The sequence below is a fragment of the Niallia sp. FSL W8-1348 genome (assembly GCF_038006745.1).
Taxonomy (GTDB): domain Bacteria; phylum Bacillota; class Bacilli; order Bacillales; family Cytobacillaceae; genus Niallia; species Niallia alba.
Genome location: NZ_JBBOVV010000004.1, coordinates 1 through 24,651 on the forward strand (window position 1 = coordinate 1; position 24,651 = coordinate 24,651).

Annotated in this window: 21 protein-coding genes and 1 pseudogene; 5 read left to right on the plus strand and 17 right to left on the minus strand. The window is 30.4% G+C overall.

The genetic code is table 11. The annotated features are described in order from the left end of the window. The 17 genes and pseudogenes from NST60_RS24830 to NST60_RS24910 form a co-directional block, all read right to left on the minus strand. Nucleotides 1–223, minus strand: a pseudogene (locus NST60_RS24830) (peptidase M23); the annotation flags it as partial. 9 nt (nucleotides 224–232) lie between these two features. After that, complete coding sequence (locus NST60_RS24835; RefSeq protein ID WP_016205132.1) at nucleotides 233–604, minus strand: hypothetical protein; 372 nt, start codon at nucleotides 602–604, stop codon at nucleotides 233–235. 64 nt (nucleotides 605–668) lie between these two features. Continuing rightward, nucleotides 669–845: a hypothetical protein gene (locus NST60_RS24840; protein WP_162837589.1), complete on the minus strand. Its 177-nt coding sequence runs from the start codon at nucleotides 843–845 to the stop codon at nucleotides 669–671. Between the two features lie 16 nt (nucleotides 846–861). Beyond that, the gene (locus NST60_RS24845; RefSeq protein ID WP_193224519.1) at nucleotides 862–1,017 is read right to left on the minus strand and encodes a hypothetical protein; all 156 of its coding nucleotides are present in this window, start codon (nucleotides 1,015–1,017) and stop codon (nucleotides 862–864) included. 194 nt (nucleotides 1,018–1,211) lie between these two features. Further along, a complete protein-coding gene (locus NST60_RS24850) occupies nucleotides 1,212–2,120 on the minus strand; it encodes a hypothetical protein (RefSeq protein ID WP_016205133.1) in 909 nt (302 codons plus the stop codon). Between the two features lie 22 nt (nucleotides 2,121–2,142). Next, nucleotides 2,143–3,123 (minus strand): hypothetical protein, encoded by a 981-nt coding sequence (locus NST60_RS24855; protein ID WP_016205134.1) that lies wholly within the window; start codon nucleotides 3,121–3,123, stop codon nucleotides 2,143–2,145. Then, nucleotides 3,116–4,654: an ATPase, T2SS/T4P/T4SS family gene (locus NST60_RS24860; protein ID WP_016205135.1), complete on the minus strand. Its 1,539-nt coding sequence runs from the start codon at nucleotides 4,652–4,654 to the stop codon at nucleotides 3,116–3,118. Before NST60_RS24860 ends, NST60_RS24855 begins: the two co-directional genes overlap by 8 nt. Before the next feature lie 15 nt (nucleotides 4,655–4,669). Continuing rightward, nucleotides 4,670–5,824, minus strand: coding sequence for a ParA family protein (locus NST60_RS24865; RefSeq protein ID WP_016205136.1), 1,155 nt, complete (start codon nucleotides 5,822–5,824; stop codon nucleotides 4,670–4,672). Nucleotides 5,825–5,839: 15 nt separating this feature from the next. Then, nucleotides 5,840–6,589 carry a hypothetical protein gene (locus NST60_RS24870; RefSeq protein ID WP_016205137.1) on the minus strand — a complete coding sequence of 250 codons (750 nt, stop codon included), beginning with the start codon at nucleotides 6,587–6,589 and terminating at the stop codon, nucleotides 5,840–5,842. Further along, nucleotides 6,586–8,052 carry a hypothetical protein gene (locus NST60_RS24875; protein ID WP_016205138.1) on the minus strand — a complete coding sequence of 489 codons (1,467 nt, stop codon included), beginning with the start codon at nucleotides 8,050–8,052 and terminating at the stop codon, nucleotides 6,586–6,588. The genes NST60_RS24870 and NST60_RS24875 overlap by 4 nt, the downstream gene beginning before the upstream one ends. A gap of 591 nt (nucleotides 8,053–8,643) precedes the next feature. Further along, nucleotides 8,644–9,486 carry a polymorphic toxin type 44 domain-containing protein gene (locus tag NST60_RS24880; RefSeq protein ID WP_053215730.1) on the minus strand — a complete coding sequence of 281 codons (843 nt, stop codon included), beginning with the start codon at nucleotides 9,484–9,486 and terminating at the stop codon, nucleotides 8,644–8,646. 740 nt (nucleotides 9,487–10,226) lie between these two features. After that, entirely contained in the window at nucleotides 10,227–10,841 is a 615-nt protein-coding gene (locus NST60_RS24885; RefSeq protein WP_016205276.1) for a hypothetical protein, read from the minus strand. Further along, nucleotides 10,834–11,280 carry a hypothetical protein gene (locus tag NST60_RS24890; RefSeq protein WP_016205275.1) on the minus strand — a complete coding sequence of 149 codons (447 nt, stop codon included), beginning with the start codon at nucleotides 11,278–11,280 and terminating at the stop codon, nucleotides 10,834–10,836. The genes NST60_RS24885 and NST60_RS24890 overlap by 8 nt, the downstream gene beginning before the upstream one ends. A 403-nt stretch (nucleotides 11,281–11,683) precedes the next feature. Next, nucleotides 11,684–12,487, minus strand: coding sequence for a replication-relaxation family protein (locus tag NST60_RS24895; RefSeq protein WP_226752558.1), 804 nt, complete (start codon nucleotides 12,485–12,487; stop codon nucleotides 11,684–11,686). A 152-nt stretch (nucleotides 12,488–12,639) separates the two neighbouring features. Next, nucleotides 12,640–13,545: a S1 RNA-binding domain-containing protein gene (locus NST60_RS24900; RefSeq protein ID WP_226752557.1), complete on the minus strand. Its 906-nt coding sequence runs from the start codon at nucleotides 13,543–13,545 to the stop codon at nucleotides 12,640–12,642. Between the two features lie 200 nt (nucleotides 13,546–13,745). Further along, nucleotides 13,746–16,370 carry a type IV secretory system conjugative DNA transfer family protein gene (locus NST60_RS24905; protein WP_047943192.1) on the minus strand — a complete coding sequence of 875 codons (2,625 nt, stop codon included), beginning with the start codon at nucleotides 16,368–16,370 and terminating at the stop codon, nucleotides 13,746–13,748. Next, entirely contained in the window at nucleotides 16,345–17,637 is a 1,293-nt protein-coding gene (locus NST60_RS24910; RefSeq protein ID WP_047943193.1) for a replication-relaxation family protein, read from the minus strand. The genes NST60_RS24905 and NST60_RS24910 overlap by 26 nt, the downstream gene beginning before the upstream one ends. 1,177 nt (nucleotides 17,638–18,814) lie before the next feature. Between NST60_RS24910 and NST60_RS24915 the strand changes: the two genes are divergently transcribed. The 5 genes from NST60_RS24915 to NST60_RS24940 all read left to right on the plus strand — a co-directional run bounded on the left by NST60_RS24915 (nucleotide 18,815) and on the right by NST60_RS24940 (nucleotide 24,547). Then, nucleotides 18,815–19,189 carry a hypothetical protein gene (locus NST60_RS24915; protein ID WP_047943194.1) on the plus strand — a complete coding sequence of 125 codons (375 nt, stop codon included), beginning with the start codon at nucleotides 18,815–18,817 and terminating at the stop codon, nucleotides 19,187–19,189. 33 nt (nucleotides 19,190–19,222) lie between these two features. After that, nucleotides 19,223–20,677: a cell division protein FtsZ gene (locus NST60_RS24920; protein ID WP_047943195.1), complete on the plus strand. Its 1,455-nt coding sequence runs from the start codon at nucleotides 19,223–19,225 to the stop codon at nucleotides 20,675–20,677. Nucleotides 20,678–21,394: 717 nt separating this feature from the next. Next, nucleotides 21,395–22,339 (plus strand): hypothetical protein, encoded by a 945-nt coding sequence (locus tag NST60_RS24930; protein WP_047943196.1) that lies wholly within the window; start codon nucleotides 21,395–21,397, stop codon nucleotides 22,337–22,339. Between the two features lie 486 nt (nucleotides 22,340–22,825). After that, a complete protein-coding gene (locus NST60_RS24935) occupies nucleotides 22,826–23,284 on the plus strand; it encodes a hypothetical protein (RefSeq protein WP_047943197.1) in 459 nt (152 codons plus the stop codon). 417 nt (nucleotides 23,285–23,701) lie between these two features. Then, complete coding sequence (locus tag NST60_RS24940; protein WP_047943198.1) at nucleotides 23,702–24,547, plus strand: tyrosine-type recombinase/integrase; 846 nt, start codon at nucleotides 23,702–23,704, stop codon at nucleotides 24,545–24,547. The last annotated feature ends 104 nt before the right edge of the window (nucleotides 24,548–24,651 follow it).

A 24,651-nucleotide genomic window follows, 5' to 3' on the forward strand; every position in this document is an offset into this window, starting at 1 on the left:
TTAAACTATTTTTAAGATTTTCTAATGATTTTTCTTTATCAAAGATTATCTTTCCTTCAGATAATGCAGCTGGATTAATCGCAAGACCAGCATCATGAACTGCTAATTCTAAAGAGTTCTTTAATTGTCTAGAAGCGGTTTTGTCTGTATCTAAATTAAGCTGTAATTGCATAATTAATGCAAAAAGTAGTGCAAATAATAAAGTTCTTAATGTTGTACTCATTATATACTCCTAATATTCGCTTAAGATTTTGGTGCTTTTTGAAATAGTTCTAGGACCTTGGTTGAATATATTAAGAATAAATATAAAAGTTCGTGGCACTTCAATAGTAGCTTCTATATATTCGTTTCGAGGGGTTAATTTAGATGTTCCTGTGATGATAATTTTAGATTCGTCAAAGTTATAACCCTCTACTAGAGTTTTTTTCATTTCCTTAATAATTTCTGGTGTTAATCTGCCTTCAATAGATGCTTTTTTTGCTCCTTCAGTTAAAGTAACTTCAATTGCTTCACGATGCATACTATCAATTGATGCTAATATTGGTGTGAATATAAGGTTTACTGTGATAAACAATACCATCCATTCGGCTAACGTTCTTGCCATTTAGAACACCCCTTTGAAAAAATCAAAGGAGCGGTAAACTCCTTTGACTGTAAATGTTGATCTTTTAATTATTACTAGATACACCAGCACCAGTAGGAAGGTTGCTTTGTGCTCCGTTAATTTTTGCGGAATAAGTAGTAGTATTTGAACCTACTAGATTGTATCCGATGAAGAATAAGAATGCGCTAATTGTTACTACTGTAAGTCCGATTTTCAAGAATTGAGCTAAAGTTGTGTTCATTTTTAAAATTCCCCTTTTACAATTTGATTTTTATTTGATGTTCATTTTGTAGCATATCTTGATACTGATTGTTTTTTGCTTTATAAGCATTAAATGAGGTTCCTAAAATTAAATAAGTCATAATGGATACAATTGCTGCCATCATCATAAATGTTAATAGTGATTTATTCATAATAATATCCCCTCGTTATCCACCGCTTTTTGCAGTATATAGAGCCATAGAATCAGAGAAACCAGATAATTCCTGATACAAAGCTACAAAAATAAATGTACTTATCACAATGGCTGTAATGGCGACTTTCATGAAAGTACTTAGCGACGTATTTATTGTTGGTCACCTCCTTAAAAGAATAATAGATTCCACCTTTACATTTGTGATTTATCTAATATAGCTATTACCATCATTACTACTACAAGTACAAAGTTTAATATATGAATAAAATGTGTAGCTTTGATAGGAATTTTTAATAGATCTGTTGTTATTTTTCTTTTTCTTCTGTAATTTTCAACTTGTTTTTTTGCAAATGTTCCATGCATTCCATTTAACTGTTCAAGTGCGGTCTCTCTTTTCATACTGTCTAGATTTTGTAAAACTCCGATTAGCGCCTCGCTGGGTTTAGAATCTAAGTGTTTAGAAAATTGTTCTAATGCTTTACTTGGTCCATCACTAGTCCATGAACTTAGTAATTCCGTTAACGGTTTTTGTAGCAAATAGAAAAATGGCTTTATATTTTGCAAAATACTATAAGTATTAAGACGATGGACAGTCATCATTTCTATTTCGTTAATGATTAAATCATAGAGCATAAAAATCTCTGAATGTAATTTCGATGTTTGATAGTCAATGGTTCTTTTCATGATATAAACAAATAACGAAATAGGATTACTAGGAAGAGCGAAAACAAATAGAAGTAATATAACAGCAGCCTTTGGTGCAAGATAATCCATATTCCCTAATAAAACCGGAAAAACTATGTAATAAAGAACTAAAAATGCTGTTACTGAATATAGAATTAAATAGTATTTAATACCATTTAGTCCTAATGGATACTTTGCTTGTTTAAACCATTCCTCGGCTTTAGAATTTTTAGCAAGTCCTAAAATAGAGTTCTTATTTTTTTGTAAATTGCTTTTGAACCGTAAACGGTGTTGCATTCGTTCAGATGTTGAGTTCATTCCCAAATACACTAAATATCCTGAAGTAAAAGACAGAACAATCACAACTAAGTATTTAAATACATCTATGTATTTAAATAATAGAACTTCTGATTCCATAAAAATTTTACTCCTTTCCTTGTTATAGGTCGTTTTTAGGATGTTTTAAATAAATTGAAATTATAAGTGAAAAAACAGTCCCTACTACGGAAAGGCAAAAGGTAAATAATGTCCATTTTTCTCCAAATTGAAGCTTAAACCAATCCTGTGCTCCACTTGTAAAATAACCTAATAATAGTGAGCCAATAAACAATGGAACCGTTAGGAATCCATCATAAATAGATTCAACAGTTAGAGATTGTTCTTCTTCTAACATTTCTTCTGTATCCTCTATTTGTTTTGTTAGAACTAAGAGGGAATGTAATACGTTTTCTTTATACTTATAGCCTTTTAAAATAATACTTCCTAATCTTTTTGACCAATTGGTTCCAGTTGTATAAGTGAAAACTTGAATGCTATCTCTCAATTCTTGTTCATTTCGAGATAACTGAAGATCAGTAATTAAGCGAACTGTTACTTTTCTTAAACTTTTATTCTGTATTTCGTTTTGCATGGCACTTAAAGCGTAATAAATATCATATTTATTAACACTATAGGCTTGGGTTAGTTTCTGAACCATACTTAGAAATTCTGTACTCATGACATATCTCAATTTGTTTAATTTTATCCTTAACATTAAATATGGTACGGTCATCAGAAGTAACCCGAATAGTAGGGCGATAACAAAATCTTTTATTAAATAATAGATAAAAGCGAAACTAGTCAAACCAAGTAATGCGGTGAATAGGAGAAATACTCCAGTATCATTGTCACTACGATGATTACTTGTAGTTCTTATTAATAAGCTTATGTGTTTAAAAAAAGGGTGCTTATAAGTATGCGATTCAGGTGAAGCATTACCACTTTTGATTCTTCTTATTCGATACTTATAATTAACTTCTTGATACTTTATTTTGACTGAATCCATCATAATCTGATAGGAAATATAAAGCCCAGAAACGATTACGATGGAATAGAGAACGTAATTGATACCAGATTGCCAAAGCCATTGAAAATTATTCATTTAAAGCACCATCTAATAAATCATTAAGAATATTATCCTTTTGTCTCTCGTATTCGCTCATTGGAAAAAGTTTTTCTTTCTTCTTTAGATGATTTAATAGAATTTTAGTATCCTCTACACTTTCTTCAGCCATTAGATATAAAAGTTCCTTACTTATGTTAGAAGAATAATAGTATTGTCTGCTTATTGGGTGGTAGCGAACGAGATCTTGTTCTTTTGGTTTTTTTTCGATTTCATCCCATATAATTTCTGTTACACCGATAACCCTTTTCTTTCTTCTATCTCTTTCCGCGCTCAGGGAAATGACCAAGTCAATATTTCTCGCTACCCTCTCTTGTTCGTTATCAAATTTCCGATTGGGAAATTCATCTAATAAATGTCGGGTAATCTGAGCAACGATATTTTTAACGGCTGTTAAATGGTAAGTAGAAAATGCACCGCGTTCTCCTCTTTCACAAGCTTGTAAGTACCCCTCAGTTTCTAGAGAACGAATTTCCCCAACAGTAATATAGTCATGTTCCATACGAAGAAGTCTTGGTACGGCATGATGTAGGTCTCCTTCTGTGGCCTGAACTTCATAAATTAAACGATCTTTTAAATCCTCGGTTAGATTTAATTCAAAATGTTTTTCTAATACTGCAATTGTGTATTCAGGTGGTCTTTCGCGTATCATAGACTTCATAAAAGTTGTTTTTGCAGATCGAACTCTTCCAGCAAAAATGGTGTTAGCCATGCTTCTTGATAAGGCTCGATAAAAAGGAACATCATCTTGTGGGATTGTTCCTAATCTTGCTTGTTCTTCTAAACTGTTATTTTTAATTACGAATCGTCTAAATACTATAATGTCTAGTTTAGTTCTAGGATTCATCATCATGGTGATTCGCGAACCATCTTCTCGTTCTATTTCCAGTTCTGGTTGCTGCTCATTAATCAGTGCTTCTTTTGTTCTTATTTGAAAAGCTTTTTTTATACGATTTACGACTGCTGTACTTTCAAATTCTTCTGGTTGTTTTTGAAAATAACCATTTTTATCGATCCATAATTCTGTCCCTCTGATAACAGCTGATTCACTATTAGGTTCCTTATCCCATTTATGTAGAATACTTACGCCCCATACTTCATGGAAAATAGCTTCTGGTAAAGAATCATAAAAAGAGGGATATTCATCGGACGTAATATTCTCTTTTTGTAAGACTTCGTTTATTTTTGTTATAAAGTAAGATATAGCTTGTTTGTCACCAATAACTGCTTGGTGCTGTCTGTTTAACCAAACATCATCACTATTTGAATCTTCGTTTATTAAAGAGGAAGATTGATCATTTTCTACAGATTCAGCTATTATGATACTTTGTAGCTCTTCTTTAACTTGGTTACAAATTAAACGAAATGTCTTTTTTCTTTCATAGGTAGTTACAAAATCTTTTTTTAACCCTTTTTCCTCAATAGTTTTAGATAACCATTGGGAAGGCTCAAACTCACTTTCTAATCCTAATGATTGTTCTGTATCATTTTTAGCTGCATTTGAAGTCATTTTTTCGCCTCCATTTTACCGGTTAAATATAGATAAAAATCCTTTTTTATCTTTGTGCGTCTTCATATCTTCTTTTTCTGTTAATTTAGCTTCAGCAATTATGACATTGGCTAAAACATCTATTGGCTTGTTATAGCTACTATCTGAAAAATCGTATAGTAATTTTTTCTCAAAAGTAGCAATGGATCCTAGCTCCTTCATATCTGGTATTGTGACAACTCGATTCATATTTAGTTCTTCCTCAAGTTTTTTTTCGCTTATTAATGCATTCGCAGGTTGGAATTTATTGATAACAAGCATAAAATCATCATTTTTCCCACCAGAAGGTTCAATTATTTGTTGGTATAGATAAGGATAATATCCTCTATAGCCTTTCTCTTCTTGATTAGTAACAAGAAATTTCATATTACTACTTAAGTAAGCTTGTGCTGCAAGTGCAGAATCAAAGTGAGTGCCCGAATCGATTAAAATTACATCAAATAACTGTTGAGCTGTTTGAATCAAATGTTCAATTTCATAAGGTTTATAAAATCTTTGCATTTTAATATCGCGGTTGCCGGCCAAATGATAAAAGGAATCATGATAATAAATAGCTTCGGATAACCTGTTTATCGTTAAATTTTTGACATTGAGATCTACTTTCAAATCATTTAAATATTGACCCTGATACAAGTAAAAATAATCGGCTGGATCCCAACTATTTAAACTCAAAACTAAAACCTTTTCTTTTACTTTGAGTGATAATGCTCTTCCTAAATTTAAAGTAGTAGAGGAAACACCAGCACCATTATGTGTGCCAAATATGCCAATGATTCTCTTTGATAAATAATCATCTTTATTCGTTAGGTTATTGATACAGTATTCAACTACTTGAAGTTCTGTAGAATATTCATGAATAAGGGTTACTTTATATGCTGCACATAGTCTTGTAATTGTCTTAGTAAATTGTTCGCTCTTGATTTGACTAGGCTTAAAATACATGGGAATAGAGGGATATTTCTCTCTAACTACTCCTATGTTATTGATGTCAAATGAATCTCCATCTAATAAAACAGCATCCATTTTTTCCTTATTTGAATAATCAATATTGCCCATATGAGCATGGAGGTTGTCCATTTTGTCAATTAGTTCTTTGTAGATAGAGTTTTGACTAAAAATTAATATTTCCATTACATGTCCTTCTCCCTATTGATAAGTTATATATAATTTTGCTCCTTTACCGAGCACTTCGTTCATTAACTTTTTAAAGTCCTCTTCATTTAAAATAATCTCCAAATCACTTATGCTTGAAGTAGCATTAAGTCGTTTATCCTCTTTGTTGTTTTCTGATGATGAGATTACCTCTTTATTACTCGAATCTTTTACATAAACAACCTTTATTGATTTTAAGAACGGTTCACTTTCCATTGAATTAGATATTTTTTCGATCTGTTCTTTTGTATCCTCAGAGCTAGTAGTAGATGGACCATTTTTATTTAAATTTGTAGTTCCATCGTTATAAATCAAATAAATATTAACGGTATCTTTTCTTCTTAAAGAACCAGGCATTGCATAAATCATTTCTTTCGTTATAGGGCGAATAGCTTCGCCTTCCTCTTCATTTGGTAAAAGTTCGTCGTAATCTATCATTGTTTTACTAAGAAGTGAATTCCCTTGGATAATTTGATTAGCATCTAATCCAATAATTTCATCCACTTCTGCAGGTAGGATGACGTCATTCATTAAAGTTTGTTTAGGTCTACGTTCTATCAGTATCTTATCTTCTGTAATAGGTTCATTTTTTAATATTTCAGAAGAGGGCTTAATCACTACAACCTCTGTTGAATCAATTCGTACTCGTAAAAATTGATCATAGAATAAGGTTAAACCGATAGCTGATACACCTACCAATAGACCGCTGATTATTTTGATGGAAGGTCTTTTAAAGAAATTCATTCGTTTTGATTACCTCCTGGATTCGTTTTTTCTATCTTAATTTTTCTATTGAAGAGTTTGTTTAATATCCCGCTTGCTTTAGTTTTCAAGAGTTTATTAGGAAGTAAAAGTTCTAATATAGGTACCAAAAGTTCATTTACTTTGCTTTTATAATCCTTATAGTCGTTAAGGAATATCCCTTGATACTGTGCTTCATATACATCTTCATCTTCAAAAGAGGGAATTATAGAGATTAATTTATCTTTAAATAAATCTTGAATTAAGGGATTTTTCTTTATTTTTTCATTGAAACGATTACCAATGATATGTGTTTTCTCAGATTCGATAAGGCTAGAGAATAGTGGATTTTCACCAAGCCCTTGAAGTTGGGTGACATCTGAGTCAAGAACAATGAATAGATGATCTGCTATCTCTAATAAATCAGTGACTACCTCATTGTCTAAGTTGCTACCAACATCAATAATCGTTACAAGTGATGAATTAGTGTAGAGTAACTTTATATAATCCTCAAAGCTAATTCCTACTGGTTCCTCACTTAAAGTGGGATTATGACATATAAGTTCAACACCATCACGAAACCACTCTGTTTGAATATCTGAAGTATTCTCTTGTTGTGCACTCCACTTATTTACGTAATTTGGAGCAAATTCATGGCCATAAAAACGGTCATATGTATAGGGATTTAGCAAGGGATCTTCCACATATAATGTGCTAACTTGGTAATTTGCTATGCTACGAGCTAATATATGTGAAATAAATGTTGTACCATTGCGTTGGTAAAAGCTACCTACAAGGATAGTTTTCTTCCTAACTGGAACACCTACTACTTTTTCACTGGGTGCATTATGTACGTGAATTGAGTATTCCCTTTTTATGACATTTTTTTGAACGATTCTTTGTACGATAGTTTTTTCTTTAGTGTTTTTTTCTTTGTGTGTTTTACCGTTCTCATTTTCGTTAACAGATTCCTCTTCCGAATCTTCTTCCAGTAGAGAGGGAATCACTTCACCATCGATACTAAGAGAGTTATTGATAAAACGTGCTACTTCTGCGAATGAGACTTTCCCTTTTAACTGGTTTATAAATTGTTCAATATCTATTCTTTGGGTATTGAATATATCAAGTACTCCCATACTAACTAGTCGAGAAAGAAGCGGATCATTGCTTGATCGTTCGCATAGGAAAACAATTCTTAATGCGTCGTCGAAATCAAGTCGGAGTTGTTTTATAATACTTAACAGCTCAATATCTTTATCTTTTTGATTTTCTTGCATGGATTCTAAATAAGTATCATGCACAATTAGTATTGAAGGAGTTTCTTCTTTAACAATTTCATAGAGATATTTTCGATGTAAAATTTCTTGTTTACTTAAAGTGAAATCTTCAGGATACTTTGAAAAGGTCTCAATTAAAATCTTGGTATAGGTTTTATCACCTACCGCTATAAGAACCTTCTTTGTCATACTAAAACTCCTTTAAAACAAAAAAACACCCGAACACAAGGCAATTACAAAGAATTGTCTTACATTCGGGTGCTTCCCGTTAGTCATTATATTAATTTGCGTATTTTCGGTATGAAAGTCTTCTAGAATCCTAGAAGACATTTACATTTAAAAGAGAAAGATTGACGACGATTCAATCTTTAAAATTATAGTATCATGTTACTACTCCACATTCAAGTTAATTATTAACAAAAAGTATTGAAAAATTTAATTATCGCTTAAATCAATTTCTGTTACATATGAAAAGTTATATTTAGCTTCTTTTAAGGAGTCTCTTACAAAGAATAAGAAAAAAGTATTAGAAGTTGATATTGAAAAAGCTAGAAAATGCTCCTTAACAATAAATAAGAGATTATTAGTTGTTTTAACATAATATATTTTGAAATATTCTAAATATACCTGTTAAATTACAAATATAAGATTAATTAATATAATAGATATGTATATAAAAATACCTGTAGTTAGCATTCTTTTTAAAATGTCCTAACTACAGGTATCTCTGTTTATTCTGTTTAATCAATTATTTTATCTTATAAAAGTTCCAAGTGTATTCTAATGTTCAGAATTATATTTATCTATCCCTTTTTGAATTTGTGCTTGATCTTTTGGATCATCGAAAAAACTCTTGTAAAATTTTATGTCAGAAGTTCCAACACCGATTTGTACTAACCCAGCTGCAGACTTTAAAGTTGTAGCACTAAAAATAGATCTTCCAACATACCCATAATGAAAATTACCAATTGCTTCACCTGTCATTAAAGATTTATTTAAATCTGAAACTGTATACTTTGTTGTTGTTCCTAATTGAACTTTATAATCCCATACTCCACCGGGTTTAACTCTTTGTGCGAAATATGAACCAGCAACTAGATGTCTAGTTCCAAATACAGCATTGTCATATACTTTTTTAAGTGATTTTGCATGACTTCTAGTTGAAGACATAATACTAATAATTTGCGCCATAGGTCTTATAACAATTTCCCTAGGTACATCTGTAACATAGTTAATTAAAAGATCTTTGTCTACGGTAATTGCTTTTTCAGTAATTAGTACATTTATTTTTTCAATAAAATTCTTTAAAGTATTAAGATCATTCTCCGATAATTTTTCAGCATCTACAAAACTATTATAATTAACATTGAGTGTTTTATCGGAATTTAATGAAACTAGATCTTTATGTTTAAGAAGTAGTGTATAAGCATCTTCATCAGAAGAAACGGCTGTAACATTTAAATCAATTGAATCATTATATATGTCTTCTATAGAATTATTAATTTCATTTAAAACACCATTTGAAGAGTCAGGTTCAGCAGCATAAATATTAGTAGGTGTAAGAATAAATAAACAAGCTATAACAATTATAAATTTAGTTAAAAAAATTCTATTACTCTTCATAACTTTATTACCTCACTATTAAATTATTTTTTAAGATTACTAACCATTGAACCAATCTGGACTAAAAAGTAACCAGACAATAAAAGTATAAGACATAATAAAAATTGAAATTAAGTACCCAATAGTCAAAAATATATCTACACTTTTAAATTTCTTTATAGTTATGGCATTTTTTAAATACATAAGAAATAAAACTAGACCAATTATTAAGCAGACAATATTTATAATTCCTAATAAATAATATCCAGGATATATTGGACTTATAATGTAAATAAAATAGATCAATAAATAAACAAAATCTACTAATAATAACTGAAATAATCTTTTTCTAATAGACATATTTCCCCCCCTTTCTATACTGTAAATTTATTGCTAACTATTCCATTATATAGAAATTTTGTTGTTTTTTCAATTTTTTTTGAAAATTATCAATATTTTAGGTTGGATAATTGATAATAGGTGGGGATAAATTTTGAGAAATTGAGGGGAAATTATTTAAGTCTTTAACTGGTAATAAAATGTAGTTCTTAGACTAACTTGTTCGTCATTATAGTCAATAGTCATTAATACACACAATAGCATAGGACGTTCATTATAGGTCCTTCAAAATATCGATTATAATAATTTTTCTATAAATAAACATGTATTACTAGGATTTCAATCTTGAAAGTTTATTTTGCCTTACTGTTGCAATCAGTGTAAGGCAAAACAAAGTAGTTAGTCCATTCTGATTTTTCTTTTTATTTATCAGCATTCAATCTTCTAATTATACCTGGTATTACGTTTCCTAAGTTACCTTTCTTATACTGTTGTATAAAATCACGATATAGTAATCTTAATATATCCTCTACTACAAATTCATTTTCTGGTTCAACATCTGTAATATCAGATAGCATTACCTCCAATCTAAGTGCTACTTTTCTTCTTAGTGAACATTTAATCTGTTTTGTTTTGGTTGTTTTATTTGGTTTAGCAAAAGTAAGAGGTTGATGCTTATCTTCCGAATAACTATATATTTTTACAAAATAATCATTTCTCTGTTTTAATTCATGATATAAGTCGTAAGGATTGTTCCTATCTTTAACTTGAAATAGAAAGTCATCGACTAAAATACTTATAAGATCTCGTTGGGTAAATTCATAATTTCCCATTGCCTCCGCGACATCTTCACAAAATAACTCCCCTCTCAAATATTCAGAAACAGGGATGAAAAAGGAATAAGGAAGTTTAACTGGGTTAGTTAATTTATTTAATGAAAAGTTTAATAATCTGTCAAAAAATCCATCTGGTCGATACGATAACTCATTAAGTTCCTCTTCATAAACAGGATATATTGGTTTATTTGATTTAGCCATATAAATGACCATCTCTTTCTTTTATTAACATGAATTTCAATAGGCGGTATGCTGCTTCTTTAAGGCTACAATCCCATTCAACTGTCTTATCAAAGAGTAGGTCATGATAGTAAACTTCTAATTTAGCAGGATAAGGCTTGCCTTTTGGGTCATAGGAGTCATCAAAAATTTGGGCATCTTTATATTCTGTTAGAGCTTTTTTTACTAAGAGTGAACAAAAAGGTGTTGGTTGTAGTCCTCTCCTATTTGCCAATCTTTTAATGAGTTTTCTTTCTTCATCTGAAAGAGGAATCTTAACATCCTTTTTTTTATCTATCCTCGTTTTGCGTCCCTCATCTTTTGTTATTGGTATTTTCCGAACATTCCTTATTAGTAATGGATCTTCTTTCTTTTTATGATTGTTGTTAAAAATAGGATTTAATGGCTTCCTTCCATCCATAGCCCTCTCTTCCCCCTCTTCTTTTTTTGTTTTGCCCTACTTTATCTCAGTGTCAGTATGCCAAATTGTTATATTGATAGAGTATGAGGAGGAGGAGAGGTTTAGAACGTATAGAAACTAGAATTTTGGACAAACTTTAAATAGACGAATAATTTTATATAAAAGGAGCTTTTTATATGGCAAAAAAAAACACTGTAATTAGTCCTGTATCTAAGGAAGTTTTAAAACAGTTTGGAGAGCTAGGGAAAAAATCAGCAGCAGTTAAGAAAGTAAAAATAAAAAAATAGCGGTTCTGGATAAGGGCCGCTATACATAATTAAAAGTTCATCTCTTTTAAGGTAATTTGTTCTTTTATGATACTTACAGCATTTTAATAATGATATATAATTACAGGGAAATTTAATTAATAATTCCCCTGCAAATGAACATTTATTCTTTGTAATTTTTGATGTTTCAGTGGTTGATAATAGGCACTCTCTAAATTTTCATTTATTAATTCTTCAACTAAGAAAAGAATATTAAATGGTAATGTATCTAATAACAGTTCTTTATGAATTGCTTCAGCAATAGATATGGTAGATGTATATATAATTACGATTTGCGGATTTTCAGGAAAATCTGAAATTGGTAAATTACCATATTTATTATAGACATATTTCCAATTCTCAAACTTATCTCTGAAATAACCAATAAAGTTTTGGTTCATTTGTGCTCTGTCAATAAGAAAGTTAATATTCCCATTAGGGGTTTTTACTTCTGCTGCACTCATTGGGAACTTATACCGAGCATTATTTGCTAGACGAGCATTCCATTTCCATTTAGAAACAACTTTCTTTTCTATGAATTGGCAGCGAAGCTCATTCATTGATACATATCGTTTTAATCCACCTACACCATAATTATCCCATCTATCAGGGGCCATAAAGAACTGATCGCTATAATAATGTTTTAGTAGCCTATAACCCGCTACCCCTAATGTAAAGGGAGCGGGAGGTCGTGTTTCTTCATCACCCCGTATTCTAACTTTCCATCTATCTACAACACCATTGGTTCTCAATCGATCTAAACGCTTAGAGGTTTCTGACCTACTCATTAGAGAAGACATATATCTCCTAATTTGGTCCTCATTTGCACAAACAGCGTCACCTAGAACTTTAATAAGGGTAAAATCCGCTTCATCAATAATTTTTCTGTTTAATAGTGTCATAGCACCTTCTATCCCTGTATATGGGTAATATTTCGAAGGTTTTACATAACTACTTTTAAGTAGTGGATGGTCCCAGAAAGGGATTTCACCATTTCTTGTGGTGAAAACAGGGAAATCGTCCATTACTAAGTTATTTTGTTCAGAAATATTCATTATTCAAAGAGGAATGAAGCGACATCTTTGATTTTCTTTTTACCCCTTGGATACCCCGTAATAGTTACTTTGGCATGTCTTTTATCTTTATCGATGGAGCGGATAGTGCAAGAAACAATATCTCCAACTACTGGCTCTGGCAAGTGACGGGGACGGATCCCTTTAACTTCTAATCCTGCATCTAATTTAACAAATATTCCATGTATGGGGTCTAGATTCGTTACTTTACCAGCGACTGTACTGTTTTGATTATAAAGTTCGATTAATTTTTTAAATGGATCATCTTGAGTATCCCTTCTGCTAACTTGAATAAGATTATTTTCTTTATCAAATCTCAAAACTTTTACTTGTATTGTTTCTCCTCGATTAATTTCATGCTGAATATTTCCATTTTCCCAGCTCCAATGTCTAGCGTTCATAAAGCAATCTGCACCATTAATACGGACAAAAACCTTCCTCGTGTTTGGATTATAACCTCTTACTACACCGTCAAAAATTGTTGACTTTAAGGAATCTTCAGCTTCTAGTGTTACTAATTGTTTCATGAATTCCGCTTTTCTGATATCATCCGCTTTCCTAACTGATACCAATACAATATTGTCTTCAATGTCTATTTGGTCTACAATCACTTCTTGAATTGATCCTGTAAAACCGTTTAATGAACGGAAATCATGATCAGAAAATTCGTTGCTTGGGCAATATGCTGTAATGTTTGTACCTTCTAAGAGAAATGTTGCTACTTCCATCTGTTTTTTTACATATTTTCCATCTTCTAATACTTTGGTTTCCCTTGTTGATACTGCAGTTACAGCTCCTTTAATTATAGTTCTATCTCGCTTAATCTTTGCTAGTTCATTTAATTGGTTGTCATTAACCCATGATGTTTTTAGTGTTTCAGCCATCATTTTCCCTCCTAATAGTGAATTTACTGTAAACATAAAAAACGACCCAAAACAAAAGCAGTTATTCAAACTACTTCGTCTTGGGTCGTTCCCATTAAATATTTAATTTTATTATTTGTTTTTTATGTTTACTAACTTATTGGAATTTTAACCTATATTTTTAATTTTTTCAATACTTACTGAAAATTACCTAGGATATATATTTAACTTTTATCAGAAAATGGAGTAATAAAGTCAAAAGGACTAGATTTTCCTTCTTCCTTTTTCTCAACCTTCCCCTCTTTTGTAGTATCATCAATTTCTTTTATTAAATCATTATAGAATGATTCTTCTTTTTCATCTAATTCTGATACTGATTGATTAGCTAATTCATTCGAAGGTGGTATATTTTTTGAAAATAGTCTTGATACATCAAGGTCAACCACCTCATCATTTATGTTAATTGCTTTTTCGCCTAAAGAAGTTCTTTTTTGTGATATAGGCTTCGTTTTATATGCTTCTTCTTTTATCTCTTTTTTAGATAAATATTTATCGGGGTATCTATCAAATTCAACTAATTCTAATTCTATATCCTCTACAGCATCTTTTTCTGGAAGAGGAATTCCTATTAATGGTTCTTCCTCTTGAAGTGGTATATCAATTATTTCGGATAGCGCTTTATCTGTTTCGTGAAACAATTCCGTATTTAAGGATTTTGACTCCAACCAAATACTAGCACTTTCCTGGATTACTTTTACTTTCGCTTCTTTAAATTCAGCCTTTGGAACAAAGTTTGCATCAATCTGCCTTACAGGTATCGGTTTATTATTAACAACTATTTTCACAGCAGCTTGGAATGGCTCCTGAAAAATTAACTTATTTGGTGTTAGAATGACATCTGTTTTTTGTTGATAGCTACTACCGGATCGCATAACAGGTTCTTCTTGAAGAGGGCTAACAGTCTGTTCGTTTTTCCCTTCTTCATAACTATCCTCTTCTCCTAATAATTTTGAGAATAATTGTGCGTCAAAATAAGAGATATCTCCATAAACCATTTTGTGTCTAAAACCAGTTAACAAAGTATGCATGTACATTTCTCCGTATTTGTCTGCCAATTGAGCTACTGTTTGTGCTGCAACAGTAATAATAGCTTTATATTTTCTAGCTTGCGATATAAATTCTTTAAATGGTAAATAAATATAGTCTGGAAATTCATCGATGATTATATGTGCAAAAGTACTAGTTAGAGGTGTTCTCCTATATACAGCATTCTGTAGGCTTAGCAAAACAAACTTCCCTAAAACGTTAGAAAGACCTCCTAAATCATCTTTTGCCGTATTGACTAATAATATACCGCCTCTATTTAAGTGCTCGTCAAAAGAAAACTCTGATTTATCAAATAGTACGCGTCTTATCAGTTTATTTGCTCCTATATCATTTAGAACGTTTCTTAGCCCCTGAACATATTCTCCTTGTGCGTCAAAATAAGCTGTTTCCCCATAGTATTCGCCTTCTTTAACTTGTTCATTAGCTCCATTTCGACTAGTTTTAGGAATATGGTTCATGTTAAACCAATTATCAATTTGTTTTACGATATCCCAATGGTTTCGTTCATCCCTATCTTTAATAAGGTGATAATCTTTAGGGATAGTTTCCTTTAACTTTAAATGCATATGCCTAACAATTTGAGGATCATTGTACATTTTTAATAAAGTATCAAATTGTGCCTCTGTAGACGGGTCGTGTAATTTTAATAGATAAATATAGTTTTTTAAGTGGTTTCTTTGACTTTGTTGAAAGAAAAAGTTTCCTGTTCCCCCTTCTTGAATTCCATCCATTACCATTGCAAATGCTTCGGCTACCTGGTCAACTGGTCCTTGCATGGGATTAATAGATGGTGTATTGGGGTTCGTAGGGTCAATATAGAATACAGCCTCTTCAGGTATATCATGAGCTTTAACTAATTGAAATGCTTTCTGACACAAATCGTTAGATGGTTCAATTATACTAATACTACTTAAATATGTTCCTCTTATTTCCTCCGTTTTATAATTGGATAATTTAGAGACTTTAGGAAATACATTGATAAACTTTGTTAGCCAGTGCAAATCCTGATTAATGATAGGTAATATTAATGCTGATGTTTTTCCTGTTCCTGGTGGTCCGAATATGCCATTATGTAATGATCTATCTTTACCAGGTTGAATAATAAGTTCTTTAGTTTGAGAATCGGGACCTAGAACAACGTCTGGCCAAACCTCTTCTTTACTATTTCTAAACCATTTTTGTAAATATACATTTTTAAATTCAAATTTTTCAAATGCTTCTTTAATTTGTTTAGAGTATTGGGAATATTGTCCACCCAACCAAATTAAAATAATACTTGTAACTATTGAGGGAGTAAAAACTAAGGTGTAAAACAAAGTGTTAATATCCCCAACAGCTACATTAAACCAAATATTATCTACATGTATGCTATTGATAAGATTTCCTAGGTAAGGAATGAGCGTATTATAAACAGGTGCTGTGATTAACCACATATAATAGGCTGTTATTCCAATGAACATATTCCAAAACCATAGGCTTCTCCACAACTTTTTTTGTGTTTTTTCATATTTTGTACTTACTAACCAAGAGATAATCAAGAAGACTGTACATGTAAGAAAACCAATTAAGCCTGGACTTAAGCTGTTACCAAATAAAACGAAGCTAGGAACACTATTGTAAAACTGCCCAATAACTAAGAAAAGATAGTTACAAATACTTCTAACTGATAAAAAAACAGAGACTAACCCAGTAACTAAAATAGTGATCCCAGGGAGCTTAGGATGAACCTTTAGTTCTTTCAAGTACTCTGCCCCCCTTTTTCTTCTCCAATGTTAGCTGCTTTTCTCCTTGGAGAAGTAATGGCCAATTTTTAGTATCTGTAAATTTTAGTGTTTCATAATTTTTCATTACAATGTCATTTTCTAGTTCTGATCTACTCTGATAAACAATAAGAAGGTGTGAAACCTCTTGTTTAAATTTATTATTTTTGTTCTCTTCTTCTAAAAAATTTATTTTGTTTAATGCAGCAACACTTGCCTCTTCCACTATATTCAAAACTAAAACTTGTTTTGAATTGGTTCTTTCTTTATGAATCAATTCATATTGTGCTATCTCTCCAATGTTATAACTATCATTATGAAATATTTCCTTTTTTGGAAGAGGCACCAATTGATAATTAGAATTGCTTATTTCCATTGATAGTTCAAAAAGTTCTTGTTCAGACTTAAAAGTAGATTTATCAAATGGATAAATTCCTTTTAATATATTGTTTGCAATAATTGGTGAGCGACTAGCTGTAGTAACATAAAAGTGAAGGTTAGAGATCTTATCAGCGCCTTTATGAATTATGGTGTCTTTTATATTTAAAACCCTAGTTCTTCTATCATCATAATACTTTACTGTATAGATATTGCTGTTATCTGCAACTGATATTAATACATAATGTTCTTCCTCAGGTTTGTGTTTACTTAATTTGATGTAATTTCTTATTTTTTCTTTGATTTTTGTCATTGTCTGTAAACCTGTGTCATATTCAATATTTAGAGTGCGACTACCTTTTCTAAATACCCAATCAGGGACAATAAATGGTTCACCAACTTCATTTTTGTAGGTATCTTTGTTGGGATGTATTGAAATTATGTTTTTCCTATTTGTTTTTAAAGCTATGAGAGTATCTATAACCACATCTTGAATTCCTAAATAATGAGAAGAGTTTCTAATGTAATTATTGATATTTATAGCTTTTTCTTCTTCCTTAATAATTCCTTCTTGTTTTAAAATGTTTATACCATTCTTTCCTAAGTAATAACATGATATAGGTGGTTTATTTAGAACGGACTGATATTCTATTTTTACAATAGCGTAATTTGACCACCTCTTTAATTTCTTTTGAATAGAATCCCCTTTATATCCAAATAATTGATTACCATATTTGGTTAATTGCTTATTAGTTAAATAACGGTTAGTCCAAATAAGTGATAATAGCTCCAAATCAGTTAAATTTATCCAGGCTCCTTTTCTTTTTTCATGTTCATTATCAAATCCATACCATACTCTGGCTGATTCCAAATTTCCTCCTCCTTAAATCAGAAAAACCCCCAAAATAGTGAAGAATCAATCTTCATCATTTTGAGGGTTTTTCCCTTTGTATTATTAAACTGTGACTAGTATATCATTTTGGGATGATCCTAACAACTAGAGTTTTATGCATAAATATTAGTATTATTCATTCATTAGGCATACTAATCACTAGTAAAAACACTCGAGAAAACTACTGTAAAAAATAAATTTTGATTAGAGTACAAAAAACATAAAATGATGTGTGTTTTCTAACTCTAAAAACATATGAAGTTGGGGTTTGAAAACATAAAAAAATATAAGTTTATCAAGGGTTAACATCATCCTCTGTTAAGGATGTCCGCTCACGGACAAATAACCTTATCCGTAATAGGATATCCGTAAGCAGTTGGAATTAATTAAAAAAGTCAGCATTTTTTATAAAATCACGAGTGTATAAAAAAGTGAATAAAATATGAACTGTTTCATCTAAATTTTATAGGTGAAGGACAATGAAAATGGGAGTCATCTATATTCGAGTTAGTAATCTAATTGCGAATAAACTGACTTATAAGTCTTCTTTTTAGAAGAAGCCATGTTAATCTCTCGTTTATGTTTGATTAATGTAAAAAGTATGTTTAGAGTAAGGAAAGTGTTTATTGAGTTGATGTAAGAGTTACGTAAAACATTGGTTTATATGAATGCTATTTGCAGTGCTTATATAATTTAGATGTAAAACCACTATGAAAAAACAAATTAAATAAGTAGTAACTAATAGTGGTAACCATATCATTTGCTACTTATTTATGGAACTGTAATATATAAAAAATATCAAGGTATATAAGGTTTTTAATATAGTAACTAAATATAGTTACTATATTAATTATTTAATATAAAAAAATACCTTCAAATGATAGCGAAATAACTAAAAATACTAATTTGTGACTTTTAGATAAATTAAATTTATTTTTCTAAGCAATAATTACTGAAAATTAAGTGAGATAACTTATAATCGATCCATAAAGTAACTTATTTTAGTAACTATGAGTAAATCGTTGATATTATTGGGTTTGTGAGATATATTTCATATGATATTTTATTTATTAAAAGTGTAGACACTTGAATTAGTAACTTTAATTGGTTATTATATATTTAAATTATAAGAATATCTTAGTAAAGGAGGATAATATTGGACTTAGAGCTTCATCAAAAATATAAAAATACAAAATTTGATCCAGAAACATTAGATTTATTCACCGATTTAATATCTAATGACACAGTATTAAAAAAAGTATTTCTCTTTATTGCAAAGAACGAAAAGGACAGTATTGTAACAGTTGGAGAAATATCTGAAAAAGTACAGGTAGAACGAAAACATAGAGTTGAAAAAAATAAACGTTATTCATTTGTTTGCAAGGATGATTACATACATAGAAAACAAGCGGAAAAAATAGTTGAGCGTTTGTTAGCAATGTCGTTGATATATTATAAAGCTGTTCCACCATATAAGCATTTGTTTTTAACTATTCGCGGCAAACAAGTAATTCAAAGACTTTATGGATGAAGAAGATTATTAGTAAATAAGGAGATGAAAATAATGGCTAAAACATTCACAAAAAATAAACCTGCTATTAACATTACTATGGTTGGGTTTGGACAAGCCGGTTCAAGAATGGCAGATCAATTTGCAGCTATAAAAAATGCTGATGGTACTTCTGTATATAATTGTCTAGCATTAAACAGTAATGATGGTGATTTAGCGGGATTAAAGCACATCACTCCCAATAATAGAGAGAGTCTAGAGCTGGGTGGTTTAGGTAAGAATCCTGAAGAGGCAATGCAAATTTTAGAAACAAATGAAAAAGTTAAAGAGCAACTAAAAAGTTTCATAAAAGATAGAGTTAGACCGACTGACGACTTAGTAATGTTTTTTGCTGGTCTAGGTGGCGGAACGGGTACCTCTACTATCGTAAAGGCAATTGAAGAATTTTATGAATATAACAATAAACCTAAAATTCAAGAAGAGTTTAATAAATTAAAAGAAAAATATGGTATAGATGAGATAAAAAAAGAGCCAAAAAAATACTTAATTGAGGCTACTAAAATTGCTCGTAAGCGATTTACAAAGATTGGTGTAGTGGCTACTATCCCTACTAGAGCGGATGGTCCTGATGTATTAAGACAAGTAAATAATTTCACTAAAAAAATTGATGATATTGCCAAAAACCCTAATAAAGGTGTAGCATTTGTAGTCTATCCTGATAACCAACTAATGTATGAAGAGTTCAATAGTTTACTAGAAAATGAGAGAAAAGGAATTGAAAATTACCGAGACTATGCAAATATTAAACTAGTTGAAGAGTTTCATGAACTAAATACTGCTACTACTGGTGGTGGAACCTCGGTTACTTTTGATAGTGCTGATTTTAGAAGAACAATTTTAGAGCATCAAGGTTGTTTATTCATAAGTAAGGTAACTAAACCTGCTTCTGAAATAAAAAATGGTCATGATATTAATAAAATGTTTTCTGAGTCTCTCGATAAAAATAGCTTTCACGATCCTATAGAATTGATTAATCCAGAGACAAATCAAATGGCCAAAATTCACCATATAGGGATTTTAGCTATTATTGATTCAAAATTAAAAGTTGGTAGTTCTTTTATTGATGATGCTAGAGATGAAATTATTAATAAATTACCCCTAAACGGTACTGTTTTTTCTGGGTATATTGAAGAACAAAATGATTTTTCTGTAACTGTTTATACATTTTTTAAAGCGGAGGCATTTCCTAAGCGATTGGCTAAGGGATTAGTGGAAGAATATAACGAATTTAAAGAAAGACAAAAACAAATAACCTATATGTCCCAAGGCATTGAGCAAATTAGTGAAACTAACGAAGAGGATGATTTTGATCTTTCTGAACTGGCTGCAGAACTAGGAGTGGAAGATCTTTTTGAAGAATCGGTTGGAGAAGTAGCATCTTCTAAGGATGATGAGGATATAGATATTGATGATATTTTACAACAAATAAATGAGAATGAATTAAAATAAGATAAAAAAAGCAAAGAATCGCCCTATTCTTTGCTTTTTTTGACTTAGATACTTTTTTTCATGGAACAATTCCGGCATTCCCTAAGTAGTTTCCCCTTCGATATAGAACTTTTAAAATGTGCCATATTACAATTGTCGCATCTACCACTAATCCTGTCAGGATATAAATTATAATCATAGATTTTATTTATATCAATTTCTTCTTTCGTTAAATAATTATTCATCTCATTACTTCCTTAATTTATAGTCAATAATGCTATTATAATCTATTTGTTTCCCCTATTCGCTTAAATTCTTTCGGAAAGCGCATTCATTATAAGAGAAAGTTTATGTAAATGGTTGTTTTATGTGATGTTTACGTTGAATTTTATAGATAAAGTGTATATTAACATGGAATTAACGAACTCTATGAGATTTACCAATGAAAATACTACGTAATAATGATGTAATTTATATATTAATCTTATGTACTTATGTAAGTCTTACGTATTTATGATATAAAATTTATGTAACATAATATTTATTTTACGTAATGCTTACAAAAGTTTTTTATAAAGTTTATGTAGAGTTGTTGTAAGGTGATGATTAATGTAAGGATAATTTGCATTGATGGTATGTAAAAATGTCCTTTACTTCCTTTGATTTTTTGGTTCTTTCCGTGTAAAATCAATTGTAAAGTGTCATTTTTGACAATAAAAGTGGTAGGAGGTGCGGTGAATGAGTGAAATTTCTATGAGAGAATTATTAGAAGATGAATTTAAACTTGATCCTCTTTATAATGTTGCTATTATTCGTGAATTAGAAGATTACATTTGGACTGAAAAAATTTTAAGTATGAGTAATGAGCGAACTTACGATACTGTAGAAGCAAGTAAATTTATTGGACGTGCTGATGCAACTATAAGATATTACTTAAGACATGAGCTAAGTGATATTTATATAAAGCCGGAAAAACAAGGGAGATATTATAAATTAAGTTATTATACTATCTTTAAAATTCATTTAGTCTCTATATTAATAGATATAGGGGGGTTGTCTACAACTGAAATACTAACTGAGTTAGGTCATAAAACTACAACTGTTCCTTCTAGTAAAAATACACCTTTATATGACGATCTTAAAAAGTTATCTCAATTTGTTGAAGCTTCTTATAAGTTTAATAATCAGTTGTTAGTAAAAATGCAGCAGCAAACGGTTTTGTTATTATCTTATGAAAAAAAGTTGAGTAATTTAAGAATTGAGTCAGTAAACATTGATAGAAAAATTGCTGATGCTAAATCCGAGGTTACTGAACTTAAAAATGATTCTATGAGCAATTATCTCTTGGAAAGGCAAGACCAAATTTTAGTTGCCTCATTAAAGAAAAAACCAAAAGGTTTTTTTAGTAGATTTAAAAATGATTCTAAAGAAGAACTTATTAATATAGAAGTAGATAAACAACTTAAAGAAAAGCAAGAAGCTGCTGTTCAAAGTAAGACTGAGTTATTAAAAGAAAAGATTGATGGCTATTATAAAGAATTGAATAGTATACAAGAAGAAATAGCTGAAATGGAGCAAAAATATGAACTAGCTCTAAGGGAACAGGAAAGAATTCTTGAAGAGGGGAAATACTCGGTTCAAAACTTTCTAAATAATCCTTTAGAGAACAATATAATAGATTGAATATTCTGTCATATTGTTTTATAATAATGGTATATAAATGAACTGAGGTGGTTTTAATGTTTTTACTTAAAACAAAAAAATCTGAAAACATTATTTTAAATACAATTGTAATAGTATCTATTTTTACTCTAGTTGGATCAATACTAGTAAGCATATAAAGGGTACTTTTAAATAAAAAAGGCTAAGTTAATTGTACTTAGTCTTTTTTTATTGATTTGTTTATAATAATTTCTTTGTTAATCGTTATGTAATAGTAATTAAGAATTGGCTGTATGGATTATCTTCTGATAGGACTTAGCCTTTCTAAATTTTGGCGCGAGAACCGATAACCTTCTTTTTTAATTTTCATAAAATCATAGTAATATCTACTCATTTTACATTTTTTCCAAATAATTAACATTTTTCAAAAGGTATTTAATACCAAAAATAGAATAAGTACATTGTAACTAACAGTTATAAAAATATTAAAAAGGAGTGTTCCCAAAAATGAAAATTAAGAAACTAGTTCTGAGTGCTACTGTAGCAATAGCTATTGTAGGTGGTTCTGCTATTCCAACTTTTGCGGCATCAGGAAATACTGAAAGCCAACTAACTTCAGCAAGTAACGAACTATCTACTCCATATGTGAATTTAACTGCATATGCTGCAGATTCATCAAGTGTTACTATAAGTCCGCCTGAATGGAAAGCGGTGTCAGGATCTGTGGTTGGTAAAGGTCAGTATGGTAAAATAAAGCTTTATTCTACTGGGGTTGCAGGTTTATGGGTGCAAGAAAAGATCGGAAATAATTGGGTAACTATGGGTGGATCTGCTGGTTTACAATTGTTCGAAGAGGGTGGCGAAGCTACGCAAGATTATTGGATGGAAAAAGGTAAGGAGTATAGGATCGAAATAATCTCAGGTACTGCGTCAAAAACAACTGGAACTATAAGAAATTCACTATAAAAATACACTCAATTGAATCAATTTCATACCAATTTCCCTTATTTTGTATCAAAAACCAAGAAGTCGTCTTGCTAAAAGCAAAAGACGGTTTCTTGGTTTTTTTCAAGTCAAATTAAAAAGTCGATGCCGTATGGACTGACTTACTATAGGTGGTCCATTTTTACTTTGTCGGATACCCCTTAATGACATATTATCTTTTAACAATTACGTTAGAGTACATATATACTCTAAGCTTTTTAAAATAAATAACCAATACACATCATTAATGGGTATTTCCCTTTTAAAAACGTTAGATTAAAATGACATATTACTATCCATAATTTATACTAAAATATACTAAGGACTAAGTAAATAAAATTCTCGAAGTAGAGATTATAAGTTGAAATTACTATATAGTTTTTAAAAGGGGGATAGAAGATGAAGTATGATGGTTTTATTTCGTTTTTAGAAGAAAAGAATTATAGTGAAACTACTATAGCGAGTTATGAACTTGTTTTAAATCAATTCTTCTCATTCCTAAGACAACTCTATAAAAAGAAAATAGAATTATATGAAATCAAATCTAAAGATATAAGAGACTATCTTTCAACTCAGGGAGATAATCAGAAGGCAATCTCCACAATTAATAAAGAGTTGGCCATTTTAAAATCCTATTTTGATTATTTATGGGAAAGAAACAAAGTACCTATTGATCCAGCAGCAAAAATAAAAAGACTAAAGGTACAAAAACACCTGGATATTAGTTTGTTTTATGAAGATTTACTTAAGGTAAAGGAACTTGTAATAGCAAATACCAATTATACAGCAAAGCGAAAAGCATTGTTTATACTTGCTATGGAAGGATTAAAAGCCTCCGAATTTAAGTTTAAAAAGGATGATGTTTCTATAATCGATGATAGAATTAAGATTAATCTTTCCAATAGAGTCATTACATTGGATAACATTGATGCAAGTATTTTTCTTGAGTTTTATTATAATAATTTACTAAACGAGTCAGAGTATCTATTCACTTATACGGATTCAGTAAATAATAGAATAATACCTATTACTTTTATGGGAATACACTATCACTTAAAAAATATACAAAAGGATTATGATATTAATCAAGACCTGCAGTTAACAACTATTAGAAAAGCTCTGTGCTACTATTTATATATTAATAAAAAACTCGCAGTCCAACGTATAGCTTTGATTATGGGTATAGAAGAACAAACTGTTTCTATCTATTTAAGTAAGTTAACGAAGAGTATGAAAAGCATCTAAAACTTAATTAGAATCTAATATTATTAATAGGTTGAAATATAATAACTTTATAGGCTATAATACATTTAAATAAATCATTCAATGGGAAGAACCCAGAATAAACA

Bases quoted from the DNA above. Each gene is read 5' to 3' on its own strand.
- NST60_RS24855 (WP_016205134.1), bottom strand. From the start codon at position 3,123: ATGAATAATTTTCAATGGCTTTGGCAATCTGGTATCAATTACGTTCTC.
- NST60_RS24865 (WP_016205136.1), bottom strand. From the start codon at position 5,824: ATGGAAATATTAATTTTTAGTCAAAACTCTATCTACAAAGAACTAATT.
- NST60_RS24840 (WP_162837589.1), bottom strand. From the start codon at position 845: ATGAACACAACTTTAGCTCAATTCTTGAAAATCGGACTTACAGTAGTA.
- NST60_RS24920 (WP_047943195.1), top strand. From the start codon at position 19,223: ATGGCTAAAACATTCACAAAAAATAAACCTGCTATTAACATTACTATG.
- NST60_RS24885 (WP_016205276.1), bottom strand. From the start codon at position 10,841: ATGGCTAAATCAAATAAACCAATATATCCTGTTTATGAAGAGGAACTT.
- NST60_RS24860 (WP_016205135.1), bottom strand. From the start codon at position 4,654: ATGACTTCAAATGCAGCTAAAAATGATACAGAACAATCATTAGGATTA.
- NST60_RS24935 (WP_047943197.1), top strand. From the start codon at position 22,826: ATGAAAATTAAGAAACTAGTTCTGAGTGCTACTGTAGCAATAGCTATT.
- NST60_RS24895 (WP_226752558.1), bottom strand. From the start codon at position 12,487: ATGACACTATTAAACAGAAAAATTATTGATGAAGCGGATTTTACCCTT.
- NST60_RS24845 (WP_193224519.1), bottom strand. From the start codon at position 1,017: ATGAATAAATCACTATTAACATTTATGATGATGGCAGCAATTGTATCC.
- NST60_RS24890 (WP_016205275.1), bottom strand. From the start codon at position 11,280: ATGGATGGAAGGAAGCCATTAAATCCTATTTTTAACAACAATCATAAA.
- NST60_RS24875 (WP_016205138.1), bottom strand. From the start codon at position 8,052: ATGACAAAGAAGGTTCTTATAGCGGTAGGTGATAAAACCTATACCAAG.
- NST60_RS24900 (WP_226752557.1), bottom strand. From the start codon at position 13,545: ATGATGGCTGAAACACTAAAAACATCATGGGTTAATGACAACCAATTA.
- NST60_RS24870 (WP_016205137.1), bottom strand. From the start codon at position 6,589: ATGAATTTCTTTAAAAGACCTTCCATCAAAATAATCAGCGGTCTATTG.
- NST60_RS24940 (WP_047943198.1), top strand. From the start codon at position 23,702: ATGAAGTATGATGGTTTTATTTCGTTTTTAGAAGAAAAGAATTATAGT.
- NST60_RS24930 (WP_047943196.1), top strand. From the start codon at position 21,395: ATGAGTGAAATTTCTATGAGAGAATTATTAGAAGATGAATTTAAACTT.
- NST60_RS24880 (WP_053215730.1), bottom strand. From the start codon at position 9,486: ATGAAGAGTAATAGAATTTTTTTAACTAAATTTATAATTGTTATAGCT.
- NST60_RS24835 (WP_016205132.1), bottom strand. From the start codon at position 604: ATGGCAAGAACGTTAGCCGAATGGATGGTATTGTTTATCACAGTAAAC.
- NST60_RS24850 (WP_016205133.1), bottom strand. From the start codon at position 2,120: ATGGAATCAGAAGTTCTATTATTTAAATACATAGATGTATTTAAATAC.